17 protein-coding genes are annotated in these 20,234 nt (G+C 70.8%); 13 read left to right on the top strand and 4 right to left on the bottom strand.

Annotation, left to right across the window (positions count from 1 at the left end; genetic code table 11):
- Positions 1–60: 60 nt before the first annotated feature.
- A complete protein-coding gene (locus tag NIE79_RS27910; protein WP_238681407.1) occupies positions 61–996 on the bottom strand; it encodes a hypothetical protein in 936 nt (311 codons plus the stop codon).
- A 150-nt stretch (positions 997–1,146) separates the two neighbouring features.
- Between NIE79_RS27910 and NIE79_RS27915 the strand changes: the two genes are divergently transcribed.
- Positions 1,147–2,049, top strand: a complete 903-nt coding sequence (locus NIE79_RS27915; RefSeq protein WP_238681408.1) for an SAM-dependent methyltransferase — start codon at positions 1,147–1,149, stop codon at positions 2,047–2,049.
- Positions 2,050–2,088: 39 nt separating this feature from the next.
- On the opposite strand, the gene NIE79_RS27920 is transcribed toward NIE79_RS27915, so the two are convergent.
- The 3 genes from NIE79_RS27920 to NIE79_RS27930 are packed head-to-tail and all read right to left on the bottom strand — an operon-like array spanning position 2,089 to position 5,884.
- Complete coding sequence (locus tag NIE79_RS27920; protein WP_238681409.1) at positions 2,089–2,799, bottom strand: DNA alkylation repair protein; 711 nt, start codon at positions 2,797–2,799, stop codon at positions 2,089–2,091.
- A 21-nt stretch (positions 2,800–2,820) separates the two neighbouring features.
- On the bottom strand, positions 2,821–3,813 hold the full coding sequence (locus tag NIE79_RS27925) for an alpha/beta hydrolase (RefSeq protein ID WP_238681410.1): 993 nt from the start codon (positions 3,811–3,813) through the stop codon (positions 2,821–2,823).
- Between the two features lie 16 nt (positions 3,814–3,829).
- A complete protein-coding gene (locus NIE79_RS27930) occupies positions 3,830–5,884 on the bottom strand; it encodes an N-acetylmuramoyl-L-alanine amidase (RefSeq protein WP_238681411.1) in 2,055 nt (684 codons plus the stop codon).
- Between the two features lie 346 nt (positions 5,885–6,230).
- On the opposite strand from NIE79_RS27930, the gene NIE79_RS27935 reads away from it, so the two are divergent.
- The 12 genes from NIE79_RS27935 to NIE79_RS27990 all read left to right on the top strand — a co-directional run.
- Positions 6,231–7,358, top strand: a complete 1,128-nt coding sequence (locus tag NIE79_RS27935; RefSeq protein WP_238681412.1) for a glycoside hydrolase family 183 protein — start codon at positions 6,231–6,233, stop codon at positions 7,356–7,358.
- A 132-nt stretch (positions 7,359–7,490) separates the two neighbouring features.
- Positions 7,491–8,195 (top strand): GAF and ANTAR domain-containing protein, encoded by a 705-nt coding sequence (locus NIE79_RS27940; protein ID WP_238681413.1) that lies wholly within the window; start codon positions 7,491–7,493, stop codon positions 8,193–8,195.
- A gap of 44 nt (positions 8,196–8,239) precedes the next feature.
- Positions 8,240–8,773 (top strand): hypothetical protein, encoded by a 534-nt coding sequence (locus NIE79_RS27945; RefSeq protein ID WP_238681414.1) that lies wholly within the window; start codon positions 8,240–8,242, stop codon positions 8,771–8,773.
- 66 nt (positions 8,774–8,839) lie between these two features.
- The gene (locus NIE79_RS27950; protein WP_238681415.1) at positions 8,840–9,724 is read left to right on the top strand and encodes a pyridoxal-phosphate dependent enzyme; all 885 of its coding nucleotides are present in this window, start codon (positions 8,840–8,842) and stop codon (positions 9,722–9,724) included.
- 66 nt (positions 9,725–9,790) lie between these two features.
- Entirely contained in the window at positions 9,791–10,078 is a 288-nt protein-coding gene (locus NIE79_RS27955) for a MarR family winged helix-turn-helix transcriptional regulator (RefSeq protein ID WP_372471837.1), read from the top strand.
- A gap of 99 nt (positions 10,079–10,177) precedes the next feature.
- Entirely contained in the window at positions 10,178–11,368 is a 1,191-nt protein-coding gene (locus NIE79_RS27960) for an MFS transporter (RefSeq protein WP_238681417.1), read from the top strand.
- Positions 11,369–11,432: 64 nt separating this feature from the next.
- On the top strand, positions 11,433–12,062 hold the full coding sequence (locus NIE79_RS27965) for a VOC family protein (RefSeq protein ID WP_238681418.1): 630 nt from the start codon (positions 11,433–11,435) through the stop codon (positions 12,060–12,062).
- A gap of 299 nt (positions 12,063–12,361) precedes the next feature.
- Positions 12,362–13,186: an AfsR/SARP family transcriptional regulator gene (locus NIE79_RS27970; RefSeq protein WP_238681419.1), complete on the top strand. Its 825-nt coding sequence runs from the start codon at positions 12,362–12,364 to the stop codon at positions 13,184–13,186.
- A gap of 33 nt (positions 13,187–13,219) precedes the next feature.
- Positions 13,220–16,522, top strand: a complete 3,303-nt coding sequence (locus tag NIE79_RS27975; protein ID WP_238681420.1) for a type 2 lanthipeptide synthetase LanM family protein — start codon at positions 13,220–13,222, stop codon at positions 16,520–16,522.
- 73 nt (positions 16,523–16,595) lie between these two features.
- Complete coding sequence (locus tag NIE79_RS27980) at positions 16,596–16,847, top strand: mersacidin/lichenicidin family type 2 lantibiotic (protein ID WP_238681421.1); 252 nt, start codon at positions 16,596–16,598, stop codon at positions 16,845–16,847.
- A gap of 88 nt (positions 16,848–16,935) precedes the next feature.
- The gene (locus NIE79_RS27985; protein ID WP_091399738.1) at positions 16,936–17,214 is read left to right on the top strand and encodes a mersacidin/lichenicidin family type 2 lantibiotic; all 279 of its coding nucleotides are present in this window, start codon (positions 16,936–16,938) and stop codon (positions 17,212–17,214) included.
- 94 nt (positions 17,215–17,308) lie between these two features.
- On the top strand, positions 17,309–20,234 hold a 2,926-nt coding region (locus tag NIE79_RS27990), incomplete at its 3' end, for a type 2 lanthipeptide synthetase LanM family protein (RefSeq protein ID WP_238681422.1).

The following is a 20,234-nucleotide window of genomic DNA, read 5'->3' on the forward strand; positions in this document are numbered from 1 at the left end:
AGAAAGGTAATTCGTCCAACGATTCCTGTCAATGCAATCGGTCTGGGCGCAGTGGTGCCGTCACCGGTCGCAGGTGCCGCACTGCCGGCGAGTGCGCAGGTGGTAGTCGGTGGACGTGATCACCAGGCCCACCCCCATGACGAGGTACGCCGACATCGCCACCCACAGGAACGCGTCGGAGAACTCGCTGTGCGAGCCCGACGACACCTGAACTATCCCCATGCCGAAGTAGGCCACGATTCCCGCGCCGAGGCCGAAGCCGGGCACCAGCAGCAGCAGGCGAGGAATGGTGTGCCCGGCGAGCAGCGGAACCCACCCCGGCCAGACCTCACCCCAGTGGTACACCAGCGCCAGTGGCAACAGCACTCCGGCCAGCACCAGGCCGATCTCCAACCCGAGCAGCGAGGCGCTCTGGTCGACCCGGTCGAACCCCACCACGAACTGGGCCGCGAAGCGGGTCACGAGACCGCACACAGCGGCCCACGCGGCCCAGCGCGCCCACCGCGCGGGTGCCGAGCGCCGCACACCCGGTCGGACCGTCCGGCAGCAGGCTGGGCAGTCGCCCCGGGTGCGCCGCTGATAACGCGCGGTGGCCAGAGCGAGCAGTACCGCTCCGGTGACACAGGCCAGCCGGCTGACGAAGGCCAGTGGGTCGAAGAACGGGCCGACGGTGAACAGCAGGAAGCCCACCAACTCCGGCAGCAGGATCGCGGCCGCCGCGACCAGCGCTCCGGCGACAGCCCAGGCGAGCCCCGCAAGGGCCGGCCGCCAGGTCGTCACCCGGTCCAGGGCAACCGCCAGCCCGCCCGCGGCCGCGCACAACGCCACCGACCACCAGCCGGTGAAGCCGAGCAGGTCCAGCCCGAGCCGCCCGAACTCCGGAGCCTCGCCGACCGTCCAGGCCAGACGCACGCCCCCGTATGCCACGGCCCAGCCGAGCACTGCGTACGTCAGGCCGTGGACGGTCCGACCGACGATCTGTGTCGATGTCGTCATGCGCCGATCCTGCCCGCCTCCGGCAGTGGGGAGACCCCGCTGACAGGGGACGTCACTCCCTCTCGCGAGGGATCGGCCCGACTCCGTCTCTTGTGGAGTGACCGGGTGTGGTGTGAATCCTCGGCCTTCTATACCGTGGCACGGTCACGGGTGGCCACTTCCTCGACCGGGCCGTCCCGCGACGACGTCGCTTACGCGTTCGACATGGGGGGTTTCGTCGTGACCATGGAATCGCCGACGACCGGTCGGCCTGAGGCTGGTGAGGCCGACGTGCAGCAGAAGATCGACACGTCGGTGCCGCATTCGGCGCGGATCTGGAACTACTGGCTCGGTGGCAAGGACAACTTCGCTGTCGACCGCGAGGCCGGAGACCAGTACCGCCAGGTCTTCCCCGGCGTCGTCGACGTGGCCCGGGCCTCCCGGCAGTTCCTGGTCCGCTCGACCATGTTCCTCGCTACCGACGCGGGCATCCGCCAGTTCCTCGACGTCGGCACCGGGCTGCCGACCGCCAACAACACCCACGAGGTGGCCCAGCGGATCGCGCCGGACGCGCGGATCGTCTACGTCGACAGCGACCCCCTGGTGCTGGCGCACGCGCGCGCGTTGCTGGTGGGCACGTCCGAGGGCAGGACCGCCTACATCGACGGTGACCTGCACGACCCGGCCGCTGTCATCGCCGAGGCCGGCAAGACGCTGGACTTCGCGCAGCCGATCGGTCTCATCCTCAGTGGCGTCATGGGCCACGTGCCCGACTACGAGGCGGCCCGCTCGATCACCCGGCAGTTGGTGGCGGCGCTGCCGAGCGGCAGCTACCTCTCGCTGAACGACGGCACGAGCCTGATCAGCGCCGAGATGCAGCAGGCGCAGGACGACTACAACGACAGCGGGGCGACCCCGTACACCCTGCGCTCGCCGGACGAGATCGCCGGCTTCTTCGACGGCCTGGAGCTGGTCGAGCCCGGCGTCGTGCCGTGCCCGCAGTGGCGGCCGGACGACGCTGTCGACACGCCTGCCGACATCGACGCCTTCGGCGGGGTGGGCCGCAAGCGCTGACGCCGCCGCCCGGTACGGACGGTCAGCCGGTCTGGCCGACTAGAGGGCTCCGGACAGGTAGTCGCGACGACGCTGCGGTTCGAACTTCTCGATCGCGTACCGCAGCGTGACCCGTGGCATGACCCGGTAGCGGCGGGCGAGGAACTCCTCCTCCGCCGCCCTGTCCCGGTTGCCCACCTCGCGCAGCATCCAGCCCACCGCCTTCCGGACGAGGTCGTGTGGGTCGTGCAGGAGCCGGTCGGCGAGTCGGAAGGTCCACTCGAAGTCACCGGCCTTGATGAAGGCGAAGGTCGCCATGATGGCGATGCGCCGCTCCCACACGAGGCCCGACTCGGCCAACCGATCCAGGACGCTCCGGTCCTTGTCGATCAGCCAAGGGCCGACGATGTACGGCGCGGACGAGTCCACCAGGTCCCAGTTGTTGATGCGGTCGGTGTGTGCCAACAGGGTGCCGAAGATCCGACCCCGTTCCCGCTCGTCGCCCTTGGCGAACGTCCGCACCAGGATGAACAGCGCGGTCAACCGCTCCTCGTGCGCGCCTCCGGTGAGCAGCTTCGTCGTCTCGGCCAGCGGAAGGTCGCGCCAGAACCGGGCGGCCACGGTGCGCTGATCGGGTACTGAGACGCCGAGTGCCCGGTCGCCCTCGCCGTAACCACCGGGGACCATCTGGAGGAACCGGCTCGACGCCTCGGCCCGCCGTGGATCGGCGAGGCTGGCGAGTGCCCGAGACACGTCGACGCTGGTGGCCATGACCGTCGACGCTACCGGGGGTCAGCCGGCGCGGCGCAGGCGTCCGAGCATTCCGTCGAGGTCCCGGACGAACAGGTCGTGGCGGAAGACGTGCCCACCCGGCACCTCGTGCCACTCGTGCGGGATGCCGGCTCGGGCGAGTGCCGCGCGGAACTCGCGCTGACCGGCGAGCACCTGGGTCTCGTTGGCGGTGTCGAACCAGTTGATCGGGTCGGGTGAGGTCCCGGCGGCCAGGAAGATCCGCTTGTTCTGGAAACTCGGGATGCGCTGGACCGGGTTGTCGGCGTTGACCCGGGCCTCATCCCAGAACGGGACCCCGTAGACGGTGCCTCCACCGAGGTCCAGCGCGGCGGAGGTGGCGTTCGCCCAGTGCACTACCAGCCCGAAGTCCCGGCGGAGACTGGCCGGCCCGGAGTGCGAGCTGACCGAGCAGAAGTGGCCGTAGTACTTGGCCGCGTACTTCAGCGCACCGAAGCCGCCCATCGAGAAGCCGGCCACCGCGCGGCCGTTGTACTCGGCGAAGGTACGGAAGTTCGCGTCGACCCACGGCAGCAGTTGGGCGATGTGGAAGGTCTCCCAGTTGCGGGGCCCGACGAAGCTGGTCACCGGATTGCAGTACCAGCCGGTCGACGCGTCGGGCATGACGACGATGACCTCCCGGCCGGCGGTCAGACCGACGACGTTGTCCTGCAGGTGAAAGGTGCGGAAGTCGGCGTTGCCACCATGCAGCAGGTACAGCACCGGATACCGCCTGCCGCTGGTGTGGTACCCGTCGGGTAGCAGCACGTTCACGCCCGGATCCCACTCGATGGCGTCGGTGGCGAAGCGGTAGTACTGGAGCCGGCCGCCGTTCTCGTTACGGTCGACGATGCGCAGGCCGTACCCGTCACCGGCAGCCTGGGCGGCGGACGACCCGGCGAGGGCGCCGCCGAGCATTCCGGCGGCGGCCGCCGCCGCGGAACCGCCGATCAGCCGGCGTCGGCTGATCGACGAGGACGGGGGTACGTCGAACATCGCGGTCTCCCTGCGGTCAGAGGGTGGTCTCGTTGGGCAGCCCGAAGAAGTCGTGCCACTTCGCGCCGCCGAGGAAGCTGGTGCCGGTGGAGAGGCCGACGTAGACGTCGTTGAGGTTGCCTCTGGTGAAGGCGATGACGTCGTCCCGGCCGTCGCCGTTGTAGTCGCCCAGGTAGGGGAACTCGCCGGGCAGGCAGAAGAAGTCGTTCCACTTGACTGTGGTGCCGACGAACGAGGTGCCGGTGGAGACGGCCGCGTAGACGTCGGCATCGGCGTTGCAGGTGAACGTGACGATGTCGTCGCGGCCGTCGCCGTTGATGTCCCCGACACGCGGCAGCTCCGCGCCGACCGCGAACACGTCGTGCCAGGTCTGCGCCGCCCCGAACGCGTTTCCGGTGGACAGGGCGACGATGACGTCCGACGCCGCGACCGGTCCCTGGGTGAACGTGATGATGTCGTCGCGGCCGTCGCCGTTGACGTCGCCGAGGGCCGGGTACTCACCGGCGATCGAGAAGTACTCGTGCCACTTGAGTGCCGTTCCGGCGAACGACGAACCGGTGGACAACGCGACGTACACGTCCCCGGCGCCGTCATGGGTGAAGGCGACGATGTCGTCGCGGCCGTCACCGTTGACGTCCCCCACCGCGGCGACCTCGACGTTCGGCGCGAACCAGTCATGCCACCTGGTGGCGCCGGCGAACGACGACCCGCTCGACAGTGCCACGTACACGTCGGCGAGCGAGCCGTGGGTGAACGCCACGACGTCGTCGCGCCCGTCGCCGTTGAAGTCCCCGGACAGCAACGTCTCGTCGTTGAGCCCGAAGAAGTCGTTCCACTTCACCGACGTCCCGGCGAACGAGGAGCCGGTGGACGCCGAGACGTACACGTCGTTGAGCGAGCCGCGGGTGAACGCGACGATGTCGTCGCGGCCGTCGCCGGTGAAGTCCGTCGGTGAACCCGCCAGGTAACGGCCGCCCGAGCCGCCGGCGTTGACCAGGGAGATGTAGTAGTTCCAGTTCCAGTTCGGGCCGGGATCGGTGTGGTCGTTGCCGGGCAGCTCGTTGTGACCCCTGATCGACGCACGGGTCTTCGGCAGCCCGTACTTGTCGCAGAGGTAGCGGGTCAGCGCGGCGGACGACCGGTACATGGCGTCGGTGAACCAGGCCGGGTTGTCCACGAACCCCTCGTGCTCGATGCCCACCGCGTACGGATTGGCCGAGCGCGCGTGGTAGGCCGTGTCGCCCTCGCGCACCATCTGGGTGATCTCGCCGTTGCTCGATTTCACCACGTAGTGCGCGCTGACCCCCGCCGACGGGTTCTGGAACCAGCTCACAGTGCCGGCGTACGACCCCTGGGTCACGTGCACCACCACTGTGGTTATCCGCGCCGATCGGCCGGCCTGGTAGTTGCCGCCGTAGGCGGACACCCACCGGGCCGGCGCGTACTCCGGCACCGCCGCCGCGACGTTCGCACCGGCGGCGCCCGCGGGGGTGACCCCCGCGTACCGGCCCAGTTCGGGTCGGAGCGCTCGCGGCGCGACCCGTACCGGTCCGGTGGCGATTCCGGTGCGCAGCAGGTCGTAGACGTGGTCGGCGTAGAGCCGGGCGGTCGACGCGTCGACGGCGGCGGTGTAGCGCGCCACCACCGGATACCAGGCGGAGAGCCGGTCGCGCGCCCCGCCGGTCAGCCCCTCGTCGTCGGCCAGGTCGCGGAGCACCGCCGCGCCGCCCCGGATGTTGGCGGAGGTGACCGAGCGCAGGCGGTCCACCGGTTCGCCGGTGAGCGTGGCCGCCCGTTCCAGGCTGTGCTGGGTGGGGTTGCTGACCAGGTGCATGACCCCGTACCCGTTGGCCTGGCTGGGTAGGCCGCCGTGCCCGTCCAGCCGCGACTCACCGTAGGCGACGGCGACCAGCAGGTCCCGGGGCACGTCGAATTCGCCGGCGGCCCGGACGAAATCAGCGGTGAGCGAGCCGGACGCCGCGGGTTCGGCCGCGTCGGCCGGCCCGGCCGCGACCTGACCGGCCAGCGCCGCCACCAGGAAGAGGGCGCACGTGCGCCTGGTCAGTCGCATGGGGTCTCCAATCCGCTGATCACAGTGTCGTCTCGCCGTTGAGGACCGTCGTGCCGGCGACGCCGAGGGCGATCGGCAGGGCCAGGAGAGTACGTCTCACGCTGCTCCTCGTCGGGTCGGGAATGGTCGACTGATGGCGTAACGAGACCGCCACCGACCGGAGACCGATTGCTGAGAGTTTCTTCAGGGCGCTGATGCCTGTCAATGTTCTATGAAGAATTCCTTCGATGCATCGTTCGGGGCGGGCAGGTATTGACAACGACGATTGTCGGCGGGTTTACTCGCCCGCAACCGCTGTCCCACCACCACGGCACGGCCATGACGAGTGCGACAGGAGAGGGCAGCCATGGGGGTACGTCGTCGCTCTTTGCTGGGCCGCGCCGCCGCGATCGGGGCCGCCGGCGCGTTCGGTTCCGTTGCCGCGATCCTGACCACTACCGCTCCGGCCCAGGCGGCGGTCTGGAAGAAGCGGCTGACCGGCGCGGACCTGGACACCAGCAGCCGATGGCGGGTGGCCGGCACCGATCTGGGCATCCCCTATGTGCTGGAGAACGGCTCGGTCGGCTACCTCTTCGGCGACACCTTCGACACGCCGTGGCCCGAGGGCCCGCCAGTGCCCAACGACTGGCGGTCGCCGGTCATGTTGCGCTCCGCCGTCCACCCCGGCGCGCCGGGCGGAGTCGTCTTCGACAGCGCCGCACGCGTCGTCGGCAACGGGCGGGCCCCGGAGCTGATGCACAACGGCCACCACGGCATCGGCATCGACGGTCTTCCCGAGGTGACAGTCATCCCCAACGACGGCATCAGCTTCCCGGAGACCGGACGCCAGCTCATCTCCTACATGAGCATCGAGAACTGGAACTCCGCAGGCCCGGCCGGGCCGCAGTGGAAGTCCCGCTACGCCGGGCTGGCCTTCTCCGACAACGGCAACGACTTCATCCGTACGCCGCTGAAGTGGTGGAACAGCCCGGACAACAAGGACCCGTTCCAGATGTGGACCATGCAGCGCGACGGCGAGTACGTCTACGTCTTCTCGGTCCGCTCCGGGCGGCAGGACGGTCCGATGATGCTGCGACGCGTCCGGTGGGACCGGCTGTTCTACCCCGAGTCGTACGAGGGCTGGGGCTGGAACGGCACCAACTGGGGCTGGGGAAGACAGTGCACACCCATCCTCACCGGCCGCTTCGGCGAACCATCGGTGCGCCGGCTCGCCGACGGGACCTGGGTGATGTCCTACCTCAACTGTCAGAACGGGTGTCTGGTCACCCGAACCGCGTCCGGACCCGACCGGGCCTGGACGGGGGAGAAGATTCAGCTGACGAGCTGGCAGGAGCCCGCGCTCTACGGTGGGTTCATCCATCCCTGGTCCAGCCGGAACGCCGATGACCTGCACCTGATGGTCTCGAAGTGGACCCGCACCCCGGACGGCCGCAGCACCGCCTACCACGTCAGCCAGTTCACCGGGTCGGTGTGACCGGGCGATTCTGGGGGTAGGACCACGATTGCCGGCGACCGCCCCGGTGCGGGCTGCCGAGCATCCGACGTGGTGCCGGCCGTGCCGGAACCTTCCATTCCGGCGGACGCCGATCGAGGAGGGCGGACTGCGATGACGCAGCCGAGGATGGATCCCGCCGACGCGTTGGCCGAGCTGGGCCGGGTCAGACTCGACGAGGTCAGCCTGGACGACATGCTGCTCCGGATCGCCGAACTCGCCAAGGGGAGCATTCCCGGGACGAGGGACGTGTCGGTCACTCTGGTGCGCGGTCGGGTCGGTTGGACCGGGGCGTTCACCGGGGAACTGGCCCGTCAGCTGGACGAGTGGCAGTACGAGCAGCACCGGGGCCCGTGCCTGGATGCCTCCGCCAGTGGTGACACCATCTCCGTGCCAGAGATGGCCACCGAAGAGCGTTGGCCGGCATGGGCGCAGACGGCTCGCGCTGCCGGGGTGCTGAGTTCCCTCTCCATCGGGCTTCCCATCCAGGGCTCGGTTGTTGGTGCGCTCAACGTCTACAGCGATGCGGCGAACGCATTCGAGCCGCCCTCGATCGCCAGCGCGGAGGGTTTCGCCGCGTACGCGGCGGTGGCACTGGCCAACGCGCACCTGTACGAGAACGCCGCCACGCTGGCCGCGCAGATGCAGGAGGCGATGCGAAATCGAGCCGTGATCGAGCAGGCCAAGGGAATCCTGATGGGGGGCCGGCGGTGCTCGTCGGAGGAGGCGTTCGCGCTCCTGTCGAAGATCTCTCAGGACACCAACCGGAAGGTGCGCGAGGTCGCGGAGGCCCTGGTCGCCCAGGCGGTGGGCCAATGACGAGTCGCGGGTGTGGGTGCCTGAGCTGTGGGTAGGGCTGAACCATGCTGAAGCGAGCGGTGTGGCAGGGACTGGCGGCGGGCCTGGCCGGGGCGGCGGTGATGACAGCCGCCGAGAAGATCGAGCAGCGGGTGACCGGTCGGCCCGACTCCTACGTGCCGGCCCGGGTGCTGGCCAGGCTGACCGGCCTGCCGGAGACCTCCGGGCAGCAGCCCCGGTGGCAGAACCTGGCGATGCACTACGGCCAGGGTGCGCTGGTCGGCGTGCTGCGCAGCGTCATGGCGCAGGCCGGGCTGCGCGGTGCCTGGGCTTCGACGATGTTCACTGCGGTGCGTCTGACCAACGACCAGATCCTGGAGAACGCCACCGGCGTGGGGGCGCCCCCACTGACCTGGCCCCGCCCCGAACTGGCCATCGACGTGTTGCACAAGTCCATCTACGCGTTCGCCACCGGAGCGGTGGCCGACGTGCTCGCCGCCCGCGACGGGGCGGGCCCCGGGCAGCGGCACGCGGCACTCCGTCCCGGTCGCCACTCGGACGTCGGTCCGCTGCCCCGGGCAGCAGCACGCCGGGCATAGCCCGCGGAAGGACACACCCACGGCCAGGAAGCTGCGTCCGCGGCCGGGGAGTGTTTAGCTGCACGGATGATCACACCCGTTCCCCTCGGTACCTGGCCGACGCCGTTGGAGGCAGCCCCCCGGCTCGCCGCCCGGCTGGGGCTGGCCGAACTCTGGTTCAAGCGTGACGATCTCACCGGCCTCGGCGGGGGCGGCAACAAGATCCGCAAGCTCCGGTACACCTGCGCGCAGGCGATCGCCGACGGTGCCACCACGCTGATCACCTCGGGGGCGCCGCAGAGCAACCACGCCCGGCTCACCGCCGCCGCTGCCGCGCGGCTCGGCCTCTCCTGCGTGCTGGTACTCGCCGGCCCACCCCCGGAGAGCCCCCGAGGCAACCTACTGCTCGACGGACTCGCCGGCGCGGAGATCGTCTGGAGCGGGGACCGTCCGCTCGCCGAGGTGGTGGCGGCCGAGGCGGAGCGGCGGTCGGCGTACGTCATCCCGTTCGGCGGCACCGCTCCCGCGTCGGTCCAGGGTTATGTGGAGTGCGGTCGGGAGCTGCGGGCCCAGTTGCCGGACATCGACGGGGTCGAGGTCGTGGTGGCGCTCGGCTCCGGCGGGACGATGGCCGGCCTGGTGCGGGAGTTGGGCGCGCAGCGGGTGATCGGCGTGGATGTCGGCGCTGTGCCGGACCCACGGGCGACAGTCGCCGGGCTGCTCGTCGGCGAGGTCGAGCCGGACGCGTTGCGGATCGACGGTACCCAGGTGGGTGCGGGTTACCGCACGCTGACCGACGCCGTCCGGACGGCGCTGGAGGTGACCGCGCGCACGGAGGGCATCTTCCTCGACCCGACGTACACCGGTCGGGCGATGGCGGGGCTGCTGGCCGGCAGCTTCCCGCGTGGCGACCGGGTCGTCTTTCTGCACAGCGGCGGTCTGCCGGGACTCTTCGGCCACCCCGAGCTGTAGGGGCGCCGGCCGGGTACGCACGGCGGTGCCCTCCGGCGAAATCGCGCCGGAGGGCACCGCGCGGAGCTGGCCCGGCTGGCCGGCCGCAACAAGCAGACGATGGGCGCGATCCTCGACGAGTTGGAACGGCTGGGCTACGTCCGGCGTACGCCCGACCCGGCCGACCGCCGGGCGAAGTTGATCGTGCCGACGGACCGGGGCCTCAGCTTCATCGCGGCCTCCGACGGCGTCGTGCACCTGATCGAGCAGAAACTCGCCGACACGCTCGGCCCCGACCGGTACCGCGACTTCCGGGACGCGCTGGCCCGTGGCGTGGCGAGCCTCCCGGCGACCGGCCAGGACACCGAGGGCTGAGCTGGCATGTGCCGGCGCCAACCGGGTACGCCGCCGTGGCCCCGGGGGCCGGCGGAACGCCCAGGCTGACCGCTCTTTACGCAGCCGAGGAGCACCGACATGCCGAACGCGGGGCGGGGCCGACTCACACCGACGGTCTCCCTGGTGCTGCTGGCGTCGATCCTGGTGTCGTTCCTGGCCGCGTCGGCGGCCCCGACCCCGCTCTACGGCGTGTACCAGGAACGCTGGCACTTCTCGCCGGTCACCACGACAGTGGTCTTCGCCGTCTACGCCCTCGCGGTGCTGGCGTCGCTGCTCACGTTCGGCAAGTTGTCCGACCACGTCGGTCGGCGGCCGGTGCTGGCCGTCGCGATCGCGGTGCAGATGCTCGCGCTTGTCGTCTTCATCGTCGCCAACGGCGTTGCGGCCCTGCTGGTCGCCCGCCTCGTGCAGGGGCTGGCGGCCGGCGCCGCCACCGGCGCCGTGGGCGCTGCCATGCTCGACATCGACCGGGCCCGGGGCACGCTCGCCAACTCGATCGCCCCCGGCATCGGAACCGGAAGCGGCGCCCTGCTCTCGGCGCTGCTCATCCAGTTCCTGCCCGCGCCGACGCGACTGGTGTACGTCGTGCTGATCGTGATCCTGCTGATCCAGGCCGTCGGGGTCGCGCTGATGCCGGAGACGGTCACCCCGATGGCCGGGGCCCGACGCAGCCTGCGGCCGGACATCACGCTGCCCCGCTCGGTGCGCCAACCGGTCCTTGTGGTCATCCCGGTGCTCTTCGCGGTCTGGGCGCTGGCCGGGTTCTTCGGCGCGCTCGGCCCGGCGCTGATCCGCAGCCTCATGAACACGTCGATCGTGGTTGGCGGTCTGGTCCTCTTCGTCTTCGCCGTCTTCGGGTCGATCGCCGTGCTGGTACAGCGCAACACCGCCGCCCGGACCGTGATCCTGACCGGAATCGTCGCGCTCATCCTGGGCATGATCGTCACGTTGGTGGCGGTCATGGCGCAGTCCATCCCGGTCTTCTTCGTCGGCCTCGCGCTCGGGGGCGTCGGTTTCGGCAGCGGCTTCCAGGGCAGCCTCAAGACTGTCATGCCGCTGGTCGAGGCGCACCAACGCGCCAGCGTGCTGTCGGTGCTCTACGTCGTCTGCTACGTCGGCTTCGGTCTCCCCACGGTGATCGCCGGCTTCCTCGTGGTCTACGCCGGCGGCCTGCCGAGGACCGCCGACGAGTACTCCGTCGCCGTCATCCTCCTCGCCCTGGTCGCCCTGTTGGGGGTGCGCCGGGCCACCAGGACGGCGCCGGGCTGATGCCGGAAGCCGGCGCCGAGCACTGACACAAGCAGTAGCGTGGTGATCAGGAAGGGGGGCGGCGATGAGCCCGAAGGTGGCCCAGGGCGACGCGAGTGCGACGTCGCGCATCGAGAGCCTGGACGTCAAGCTTGAGGTGATCGTCATCCCGGTCTCGGACGTCGACCGGGCGAAGGCGTTCTACGAACGGCTCGGGTGGCGGCTCGACCAGACCCCGCCCGGCATCGTCCAGTTGACGCCACACGGCTCCGCGTGTTCCGTACAGTTCGGCCCCGGCCTCACGTCGGCGGCACCCGGCTCGGCCATGGCGTACCTGATCGTGTCCGACATCGAGGCGGCCCACGACACCCTCGCCGCCGCCGGTGTCGAGGTCGGCGACGTCTTCCACGTCAGCCCGGACGGCCCGGTCGACGGGCCTGATCCGCAGCGGCGCAGCTACTTCTCCCGCGCCACGCTGCGCGACCCGGACGGCAACACCTGGCTGATGCAGGAGATCACGACCAGGCTTCCCGGACGCATCGAGGGTGGCCTCACGTCGTTCGGCTCCATGAGCGACCTGGCGAGCGCGCTTCGGCGCGCGGCCGCCGCCCACGGTGAGCACGAGGAACGCACGGGCGAGCATGACGACAACTGGCCCGACTGGTACGCGGCGTACATGGTCAGCGAGCAGTCGGGGGCCAAGCCGCCCGAGTGAGCCCTGCCGACGCCCAACGGTGCTGCCGGTGAGTCATCGTGATGACTCACCGGCAGCACCGTTTCCACCTCCGCGTGCACGTGGCCCACCGCTGCGCGCTGTTCGTACGGGCGATGTACGCGAGTTGTACGCCGAGCGCCCTACCATCCCCGGACGTGATGATCTTCGATCCAAGCGGCACCGCCGGATTCAGAGCTGACTCGGGTGGTGTGCCGTGCCTCGTCGCCTGTGCGCGGTTCCCCGGCCGCCGGTAGGGAGGAGACCTCGATGACGAGTCCTGGTGCGGGCGGTGCGAGGCCGTGACGTCGGTACGGTTCCTCGCCCTCGGCCCGCTGCACGCCGAGGTCGGCAGAGAGTGGCTCGACCTCGGGCCCGTCCGGCAACAGGCGGTCTTCGCGATCCTGCTGTTCAACGCGGACCGCGTGGTCACACCGGCGTCGATCCTCCAGGGAGTCTGGGGCGGCCAGACCCCGGCGACCGGCACGAAGCTGATTCCGCCGTACATCTACCGGCTACGACGCACACTCCAGGCCGCGTGCGTCGGCCAGGACGGCCCCGCGATCGACAGCTCCCGGATCGGCTACCGGCTGCGTCTCGGCACGGCCCGCACCGACGTCGCGGACTTCGACGAGGCGGTGGAACGGGCGGCTGCCGCCGAGACGGCCGGCGACCTCGCCGGAGCCGCTGCGCTACTGGCTGAGGCTGAGCAGAGCTGGGCAGGCGAACCGTTGGCGGGCCTGACCGGTCCGTACGCGGAGAGCCGTCGGCAACACCTGCTCGAACGTCGCATCGTCTGCCTGGAACACCGACTGGAACTGCACCTGCGGCTGGGCGACTGCCACCGGGCGATCCCCGCACTCATCGCGTTGCAGACGGAGTATCCCCTGCGGGAACGGCTGGCGATCATGCTGATGACCGCCCTGTACCAGACCGGCAGGCAGGGCGAGGCGATGGACGTGTTCGGCGCTTTCCGTACCCGCCTGGCGACCGAGTTGGGCGTCGAGCCGACCCCGGCGCTGCTCGCCGCGTACACCTCGATGTTGCGCGGCGACCTGGGCCCGCCTTCGGTGCCGGGCCGATTTCCCGAAGGACCCGCCCGGGCATGGGCGGCCACCACCACGTGATGCGCGGCGACGCCGCGCGGTGAGGCGGAACAGATGGACGACGGCCTTGCCCCGGTACAGCCGGGGGACGCCGGATGGTTTCTGGGTCACTCCCTGCGGGAGCGGCTGACCGGCGCGGTGCCGACCGGCCCCGTCGACGAGGATCTCGGCCGGATCCGGCTGAAGATGTGGCTGGACGAGCCCGTCCACACGAGGCGGCCCGACCTGACCCCGCGGCGGCTGGCCGAGCACGGGCTCGACGAGGCCGGCCTGATCCGGGTCCTGGGTGAGCAGCCGGAGACCGTCCGGAGCCGGTTCGACACGGCACCGGATCACGCCCGTCGGCTGGTCGAGGCCGCGCGGCGACATCCGGCCGCCGCGGTGGTGCCCGGCCACGGCGCGGCGGGACACGATGATGCCGCGGGATTCGCGGTGCTCGTCGCGCCGCTGATCGCCGCCGCGCTGCAACGGTTGGGCGTGCGGGTGACGGCGTTGGTCGACGGCCATCCGCACCTGTCCGCCGAGGCGCTGACCACGCGGTTGGGTCCGGGGCCGGTCGACACCGTCAACATGCTGGTGGCCCGGACGATGGCGCTGGAGCTCAACGTGCTGCGGATCCGGGGCGAGCTGTCCGGGAGCAACCCGCACGAGCGCTTCCACGACTTCCTCCGCAGGTTGGAGCAGCCGCAGCACGCGCTGCGTCTGCTGCGCGAATATCCGGTGCTGGCCCGGGATCTGGTGCGGGTCGTCGACAACTGGGAGGCCAGCCGGCTGGAGTTCGCCGAGCGCGTCGTCGCCGACTACGCGGAGCTGGCCGACCGGTGCGGCGGGCCGGACTCGCTCGGGGACCTGGCCGAGGTGAGCTTCGGGGCGGGCGACAACCATCGGGGCGGTCGCTCGGTGGCGGTGGTCCGCTTCGCGACCGGTGCGCGGGTGATGTACAAGCCCCGGCGTCTCCAGGTCGACTGCCACTTCCAAAATCTGCTGGCCTGGTTGAACGAGCGCGGTGCGGAGCCCGTGCTGCGCACGTTCTGGGTCGTCGACCGCGAGGTGTACGGGTGGACGGAGTTCGTCGACAGTGGACCGTGCGCCGACCGGGACGCCCTCGGCCGGTTCCATCGACGGCAGGGCGCGCTGCTGGCCCTGTTGCAGGCCCTCGGCGCGACGGATTTCCACCTGGAGAACGTGATCGCCTCCGGTGAGCACCCGATGCTCATCGATCTGGAGGCGATGCTGCACAACTGGCAGTGGGAGCGGCCGGTCGGCGACCAGGCGGGCTACCTGCAGAGCGTCGGTGTCGAGTTGATGAGCAGGTCGGTCGTCACTGTGGGGCTGCTGCCGGCGCCCGTGGTCTGGACCGAGGGCAACCAGGTCAACCAGTTCGACCTGAGCGGGATGTCCGGGGCCGGTGGGCAGTTGACCGCCCGGCCGGTCACGGTGTGGGACGGGTTCGGCACCGACGAGATGCGCCTGGATCGGCGGCGGGTGCTGCTGCCCGGTTCGGGGAACCTGCCCACCCTGGGCGAGCAGCGCCTGGACGTGACGGAGTTCGCGCCCGAGATCGGCGACGGGTACCGCACGCTCTACCGGATCCTGCTGCGACACCGCGACGAGTTGCTGTCTGCCTCCGGCCCGGTGGCCGCGTTCGCGCACGACGAGGTGCGGGTGGTGCTGCGCGCCACCGAGTCGTACATTCGGCTGCTCGCCGAGGCGCAGCACCCGGACCTGCTGCGTGACGCGTTGGACCGGGACCGGTACTTCGAGAACCTGTGGGCGGGGCACGAGCACCGCGAGCACCGCGACGCCCTCATCGCCGCGGAGCTGACCCAGATGTACGCCGGCGACGTGCCGATCTTCGTGACCACACCGTCGTCGACGGACCTCACCGGCGGCGACGGCACCGTGTTGCCGGGCGTACTGCGCCGGACCGGCCTGGACGCGGTCCGCGACCGACTGGCGGGCATGTCCGAGGACCACCTGGCCCAGCAGAGCTGGATCATCGAAGCCTCGCTCACTGCCCTGATCATGGGGGACCCGTCGCGGTGGCGTCCACCGAGCGGCCCGGGCGCGGTGGTGCTGCCGCCGCCGGTCGTACCCGCGACTGTCGTGCCCTCGACTGTCACACCTGAGCGCTTCGTCGACGCGGCGCGGACGATCGGGGACCGTTTGCTGGCCACCGCGCTCGCCGAGGACGACCGGATCTGCTGGCTGGGCCTGAGCCTGATCGCCGACAAGGTGTGGATGCTCGGCCCGAGCGCCATGGACCTCTACAACGGCATCAGCGGCATCGCCCTGTTCCTCGCCCGGCTGGCTGATGTCACCGGCGACCCGGTCTACCGGCAGGCCGCCGACCGGGCCGCCACGATGATGGTCCGCGAGGCCCAGAGCTGGCTCGCCGACCCGGCCGGGGCCGCGGGCGTCGGCGGCTTCGACCACCTGGGCGGTTCGGTGTACGCCCTGAGCCACCTCAGCACAGTCCTGGACCGCGCCGACCTGGTCGACACCGCCGTGAGCCTGGCCGCGTCGATGGTCACGCACGCCACCGAGACCCGCGAGTACGACATCATCAACGGCAGCGCCGGTGGGCTGCTGGCCCTGCTGTCGCTGCACCGGGTCACCGCGGACCCCAGCCTGCTCGCCGGTGCCCGGACGCTGGCCCGGCACACGCTCACCGGTGCGCGGCCGGTCGGCGACGGGGTCGGCTGGTCCGGCACCCTCTACGCGGAGGCACCGCTGGCGGGGTTCTCCCACGGCGCGTCAGGTATCGCGACCGCCCTGGCCCGATGGGACCGATACGCCGGGACGCGCGAGCATCGCGACACTGTGGACGCGGCGCTGCGCTACGAACGCACGGTCTACGACGACGTGACCGGCAACTGGCGTGACCTCCGCCCGGACACACCGCAGGGCGACTCCATGGTCGCCTGGTGCCACGGAGCGGCCGGGGTCGCGATGGCCCGTGCCGAACTCCTGGGCTACGCCACCGACGAGGCGTTGTTGCGCGACGACCTGCGGCGTGCCCTGACGGCGACGCTGGAGCCGGGCAACCTGCTGCACAACCACTCGATCTGTCACGGGGACCTCGGCAACGCCGAGGCGGCGCTGGCCGCCGCGCGGGCCCTCGGCGACGACGGGGCGGCCGAGCGCGCCGCCGCCATCGCGGCGACAGCCGTGGCGGACATCGAGAACCGCGACTGGCGGTGCGGTGTGCCCCGTGGAGTGGAGACCCCGGGGCTGATGAGCGGCCTGGCCGGCATCGGCTACGCGCTGCTGCGCTGGGCCGATCCGTCGGGTGTGCCGTCGGTGCTGCTGCTGGAACCGCCGACCGACCATCGCGGTGCCATCGATCTGCCATAGCGCGGTCCTACGGTTCCGCCCGTGGAGGCCCATCCACGTATCGCGCTTCACCACCCATAGATCGGAGTTTCACATGGACTACATCAGGGCGTGGAAGGACCCGGTCTACCGGGCGTCCCTCAGTGCCGAGGACCGCGCCAGCCTGCCGGCGAACCCGGCCGGCTTCGTCGAGCTGAACGACCAGGAGCTCGACGGCGCCGACGGCGGCACGCTCACGCCGACCCCCACCATCACGATGGTGACCGGGGCGGTGGGCTGCTTCAGCTTCAACGGCACCTTCTGCAACGGCACCTGCGCGGCCTTCACCGTCGGCTGCTGCGGCTGATCGGTCCACCTCGGCGGAGAAGACGGACCGTCCTCGACAACCGCGTCCTCCCGCCAGCACATCCCGAACCCCTTGAGGAGAGCCCTTCATGAACATCGTGCAAGCCTGGAAGGACCCCGAGTACCGGGCGAGCCTTTCCGCCGAGCAGTTGGCGGCGCTGCCGGAGCACCCCTGCGGCGTGGTCGAGCTCGGTGACGACGTCCTCGCGCACATCGCCGGCGCGCGCACCGAGGGTCTCTGGACCCTCGGCTGCTGCGGCGGCTTCACCGCCCGGGAGACCCCGTGCGGTTCCTGTGGCGCGACGTGCGGCGGAACCACCTGTGGCACCTGCCAGACGCAGTCGACCTGCGGACTGTGCACCGCCTGATCCACCGGCTCCACCGGCGGTGCCCGGATGCCTGCGGTGTCCGGGCACCGTCCCCCCGCGAGACCCGACCGCTGCGCGAGAGAGAGCACCCCCGATGACGCAGTCGCACCTACCCGGTCACGACCCGGTGGACGTTTCGAACCCCTGCTGGTACCTGGCGTACTCCCTGCCGGAGAGGCTCGGCGGCGCGGCGCCGACCGGCTCGGTGGACGAGGACCGGGGGCGGCTCCGGCTCGATCGGTGGAAGAACGAGCCGGTCTTCGCCGGTGACACGGACCTGTTCGAGAGTTGGCTCGACGCCCTCGACCTCGACGAGCCCACGCTGACCCGGGTGCTCGGCGAAACGCCGGAAACGGTCCGCAGCAGGTTCGCCGACATCCCGGAGTACGTGCGCACCATCGAGCGCGCCTGGCGCAACCACCGACCGGGCGAAACCGCTGACACCGACCACCACGACCACGACCATGACCATGACCATGACCACCACCACGAGCCGCACCCGCACGCCGCGTTCGTCGAGTTGGTGCGCCCGCTGGTGGACGACGGCGTGCGCCGGGTACGCGAGGCGGTGCACGCTGCCTGCGCGCAGACGTCGGGACCACACCTGGACGCCGACCTGCTCGCCGACCAGCTCTGCGAGCCGCCCTACGGGGCGATCAACCTGCTCGTCGGCCGGGTGCTCGTGCTGGAACTCAACGTCCTGCGGTTGCAGGGGCAGTTGGAGGGGGAGACCTCGCAGCAGCGCTTCCAGGACTTCGCCCGGCGGCTGCGCGACCCGAAGTACACGCTCGACGTCCTGATGGAGTACCCGGTGCTGGCCCGGGACGCGACGATCCTCATCGACAACTGGGTGGACGCCCGGGTCGAGTTCGCCCAGCGGCTCACCGCGGACGCCTTCGCGCTGACCGCCCGACTGGGCGACCCGGCAAAGCTGGGCAGCGTGACCGAGGTGTCGTTCGGGGCCGGTGACTCACACCGCGGTGGCCGCTCGGTGGGGTTCGTCCGCTTCGCCAACGGCGCCCGAGCCGTCTACAAGCCCCGAGGATTGCAGGTCGAGCTGCACTTCCAGCAACTGCTGGACTGGCTCAACGCACGCGGCGCGAACCCGCCGCTGCGCACCATGTGGGTGCTCGACCGCGGTGACTACGGCTGGTCGGAGTTCGTCACCGCCGGGCCCTGCGCCGATCACGACGCGCTGCGCCGCTTCTACACCCGGCAGGGCAGCTATCTGGCGTTGCTGCACAGCCTCGCGGCCGTCGACTTCCACCTGGAGAACATCATCGCCGCCGGCGAGCACCCGATGCTCGTCGACCTGGAAGCCCTCTTCCACCCGCAGGGCGAGCAGACGGACCAGCAGATCGGCGTCTCGGCGGAGTCGTTCCGGACGATGCGGGAGTCGGTCCTGGAGGTCGGGCTCCTGCCCCGGCCCATCATCTACCAGGACGACGACGGCGTCGGCGGTGTCGACTTCAGCGGTCTGGCCGGCACCGCCGGGCAGCTCACGCCCACCCCGGTCGCCACCTGGGAGGAGTCCGGCACGGACGAGATGCGCCTGGTCCGCAAACGGATCGAGATGGGCGGCGGGCAGAACCTTCCCAGCCTGAGCGACGCGGCACACCACACCCTCGACTTCAGCGCCGACATCATGGCCGGGTTCGAGCAGACCTACCGGCTGCTGCACGGCCACCGCGACGAACTCCTGGCACCGGACGGACCGGTGGCCGCGTTCGCCGGTGACGAGGTACGCGTGATCCTGCGCGCCACCCGCACCTACGGCAAGCTGCTGCAGGAGAGCCGCCACCCCGACCTGCTGCGCAACGCGCTGGACCGGGAGCGGTTCTTCAGCTTCCTCTGGTTGCAGGAGGAGTGGCCCGGCGCCGAGGCCCGGATCGCGACCGCCGAGCAGGCGCAGCTGAGCCGCGGCGACATCCCCTTCTTCAGCACGACACCCGCCTCGCACGACTTCGTCGCCGGAGACGGCTCGGTGGTTGCCGGGGTGCTGCCCACCAGCGGCCTGGAGCGGTCGCGGCAGCGCATCGGCGCCCTCTCCGAGACGCACCTGGCCCAGCAGACCTGGATCCTGCGTAGCTCGCTCGCGGCGCTGACGATGGGCGTGGAGAGTCAGGGGCAGTGGTCGGAGTACCAGGTCACCGCCGCCACCGTTCCCGCCGACGTGGACCGGTTCATCGCCGCCGCGTGCGCTGCCGGCGACCGGCTGCTGCTGTCGGCCGACACCGGCGAGGACTCGATCGCCTGGCTCGGGCACACCCTGGTGGCCGACAAGATCTGGCAGCTGGGCCCGGTCGGGATCGACCTCTACAGCGGGCTGTCCGGAATCGCGCTGTTCCTGGGCTACCTCGGTGAGGTCAGCGGCGAGCAGCGCTTCCGCAGCGCGGCCGAGGTTGCCGCCGGCATGCTGGTACGTCAGATCGACCTGCTCGACGAGACGCCGACGGAGAGCCTGGAGAACTTCACAGTCGGCGCCTTCAACGAGCTGGGCGGGCCGCTGTACGCGTTGAGTCACCTGGGTGCTCTGTGGCAGCGCGACGACCTGTTGGACGCCGCCGGACGTATCGTGCCCGTCCTGCTGCACCTCGCGCCGCAGGACGAGGCGTACGACGTGATCAGCGGCGCGGCCGGAGCGATCCTCGCGCTGCTGGCGCTGCACGCGGCACGGCCGTCGGAGCCGGTCCTCGACGCGGCCCGCACGTTCGCCCGGATCCTGGCCGACAAGGCCGAGCCGGCCGGCGACGGGATCGGCTGGGCGGGCGCGGTCAACCCGAGCCGGCCGCTGGCGGGTTTCTCACACGGCGGCTCCGGCATCGCGGTCGCCCTGGCCCGGCTGGACCGGGCCCTCGGCAACCGCGACCACCTGCCCCTGGTCGAGGGGGCGATGCGCTACGAACGCTCGGCCTTCGACCCGGAGCACATGTGCTGGCTCGACCTGCGCGACACCACGCCGGAGCGGTACTCCATGGTCGCCTGGTGCCACGGCGGGCCCGGCATCGCGCTCGCCCGCG

This window comes from Micromonospora trifolii (assembly GCF_022229005.1).
Taxonomy (GTDB): domain Bacteria; phylum Actinomycetota; class Actinomycetes; order Mycobacteriales; family Micromonosporaceae; genus Micromonospora; species Micromonospora trifolii.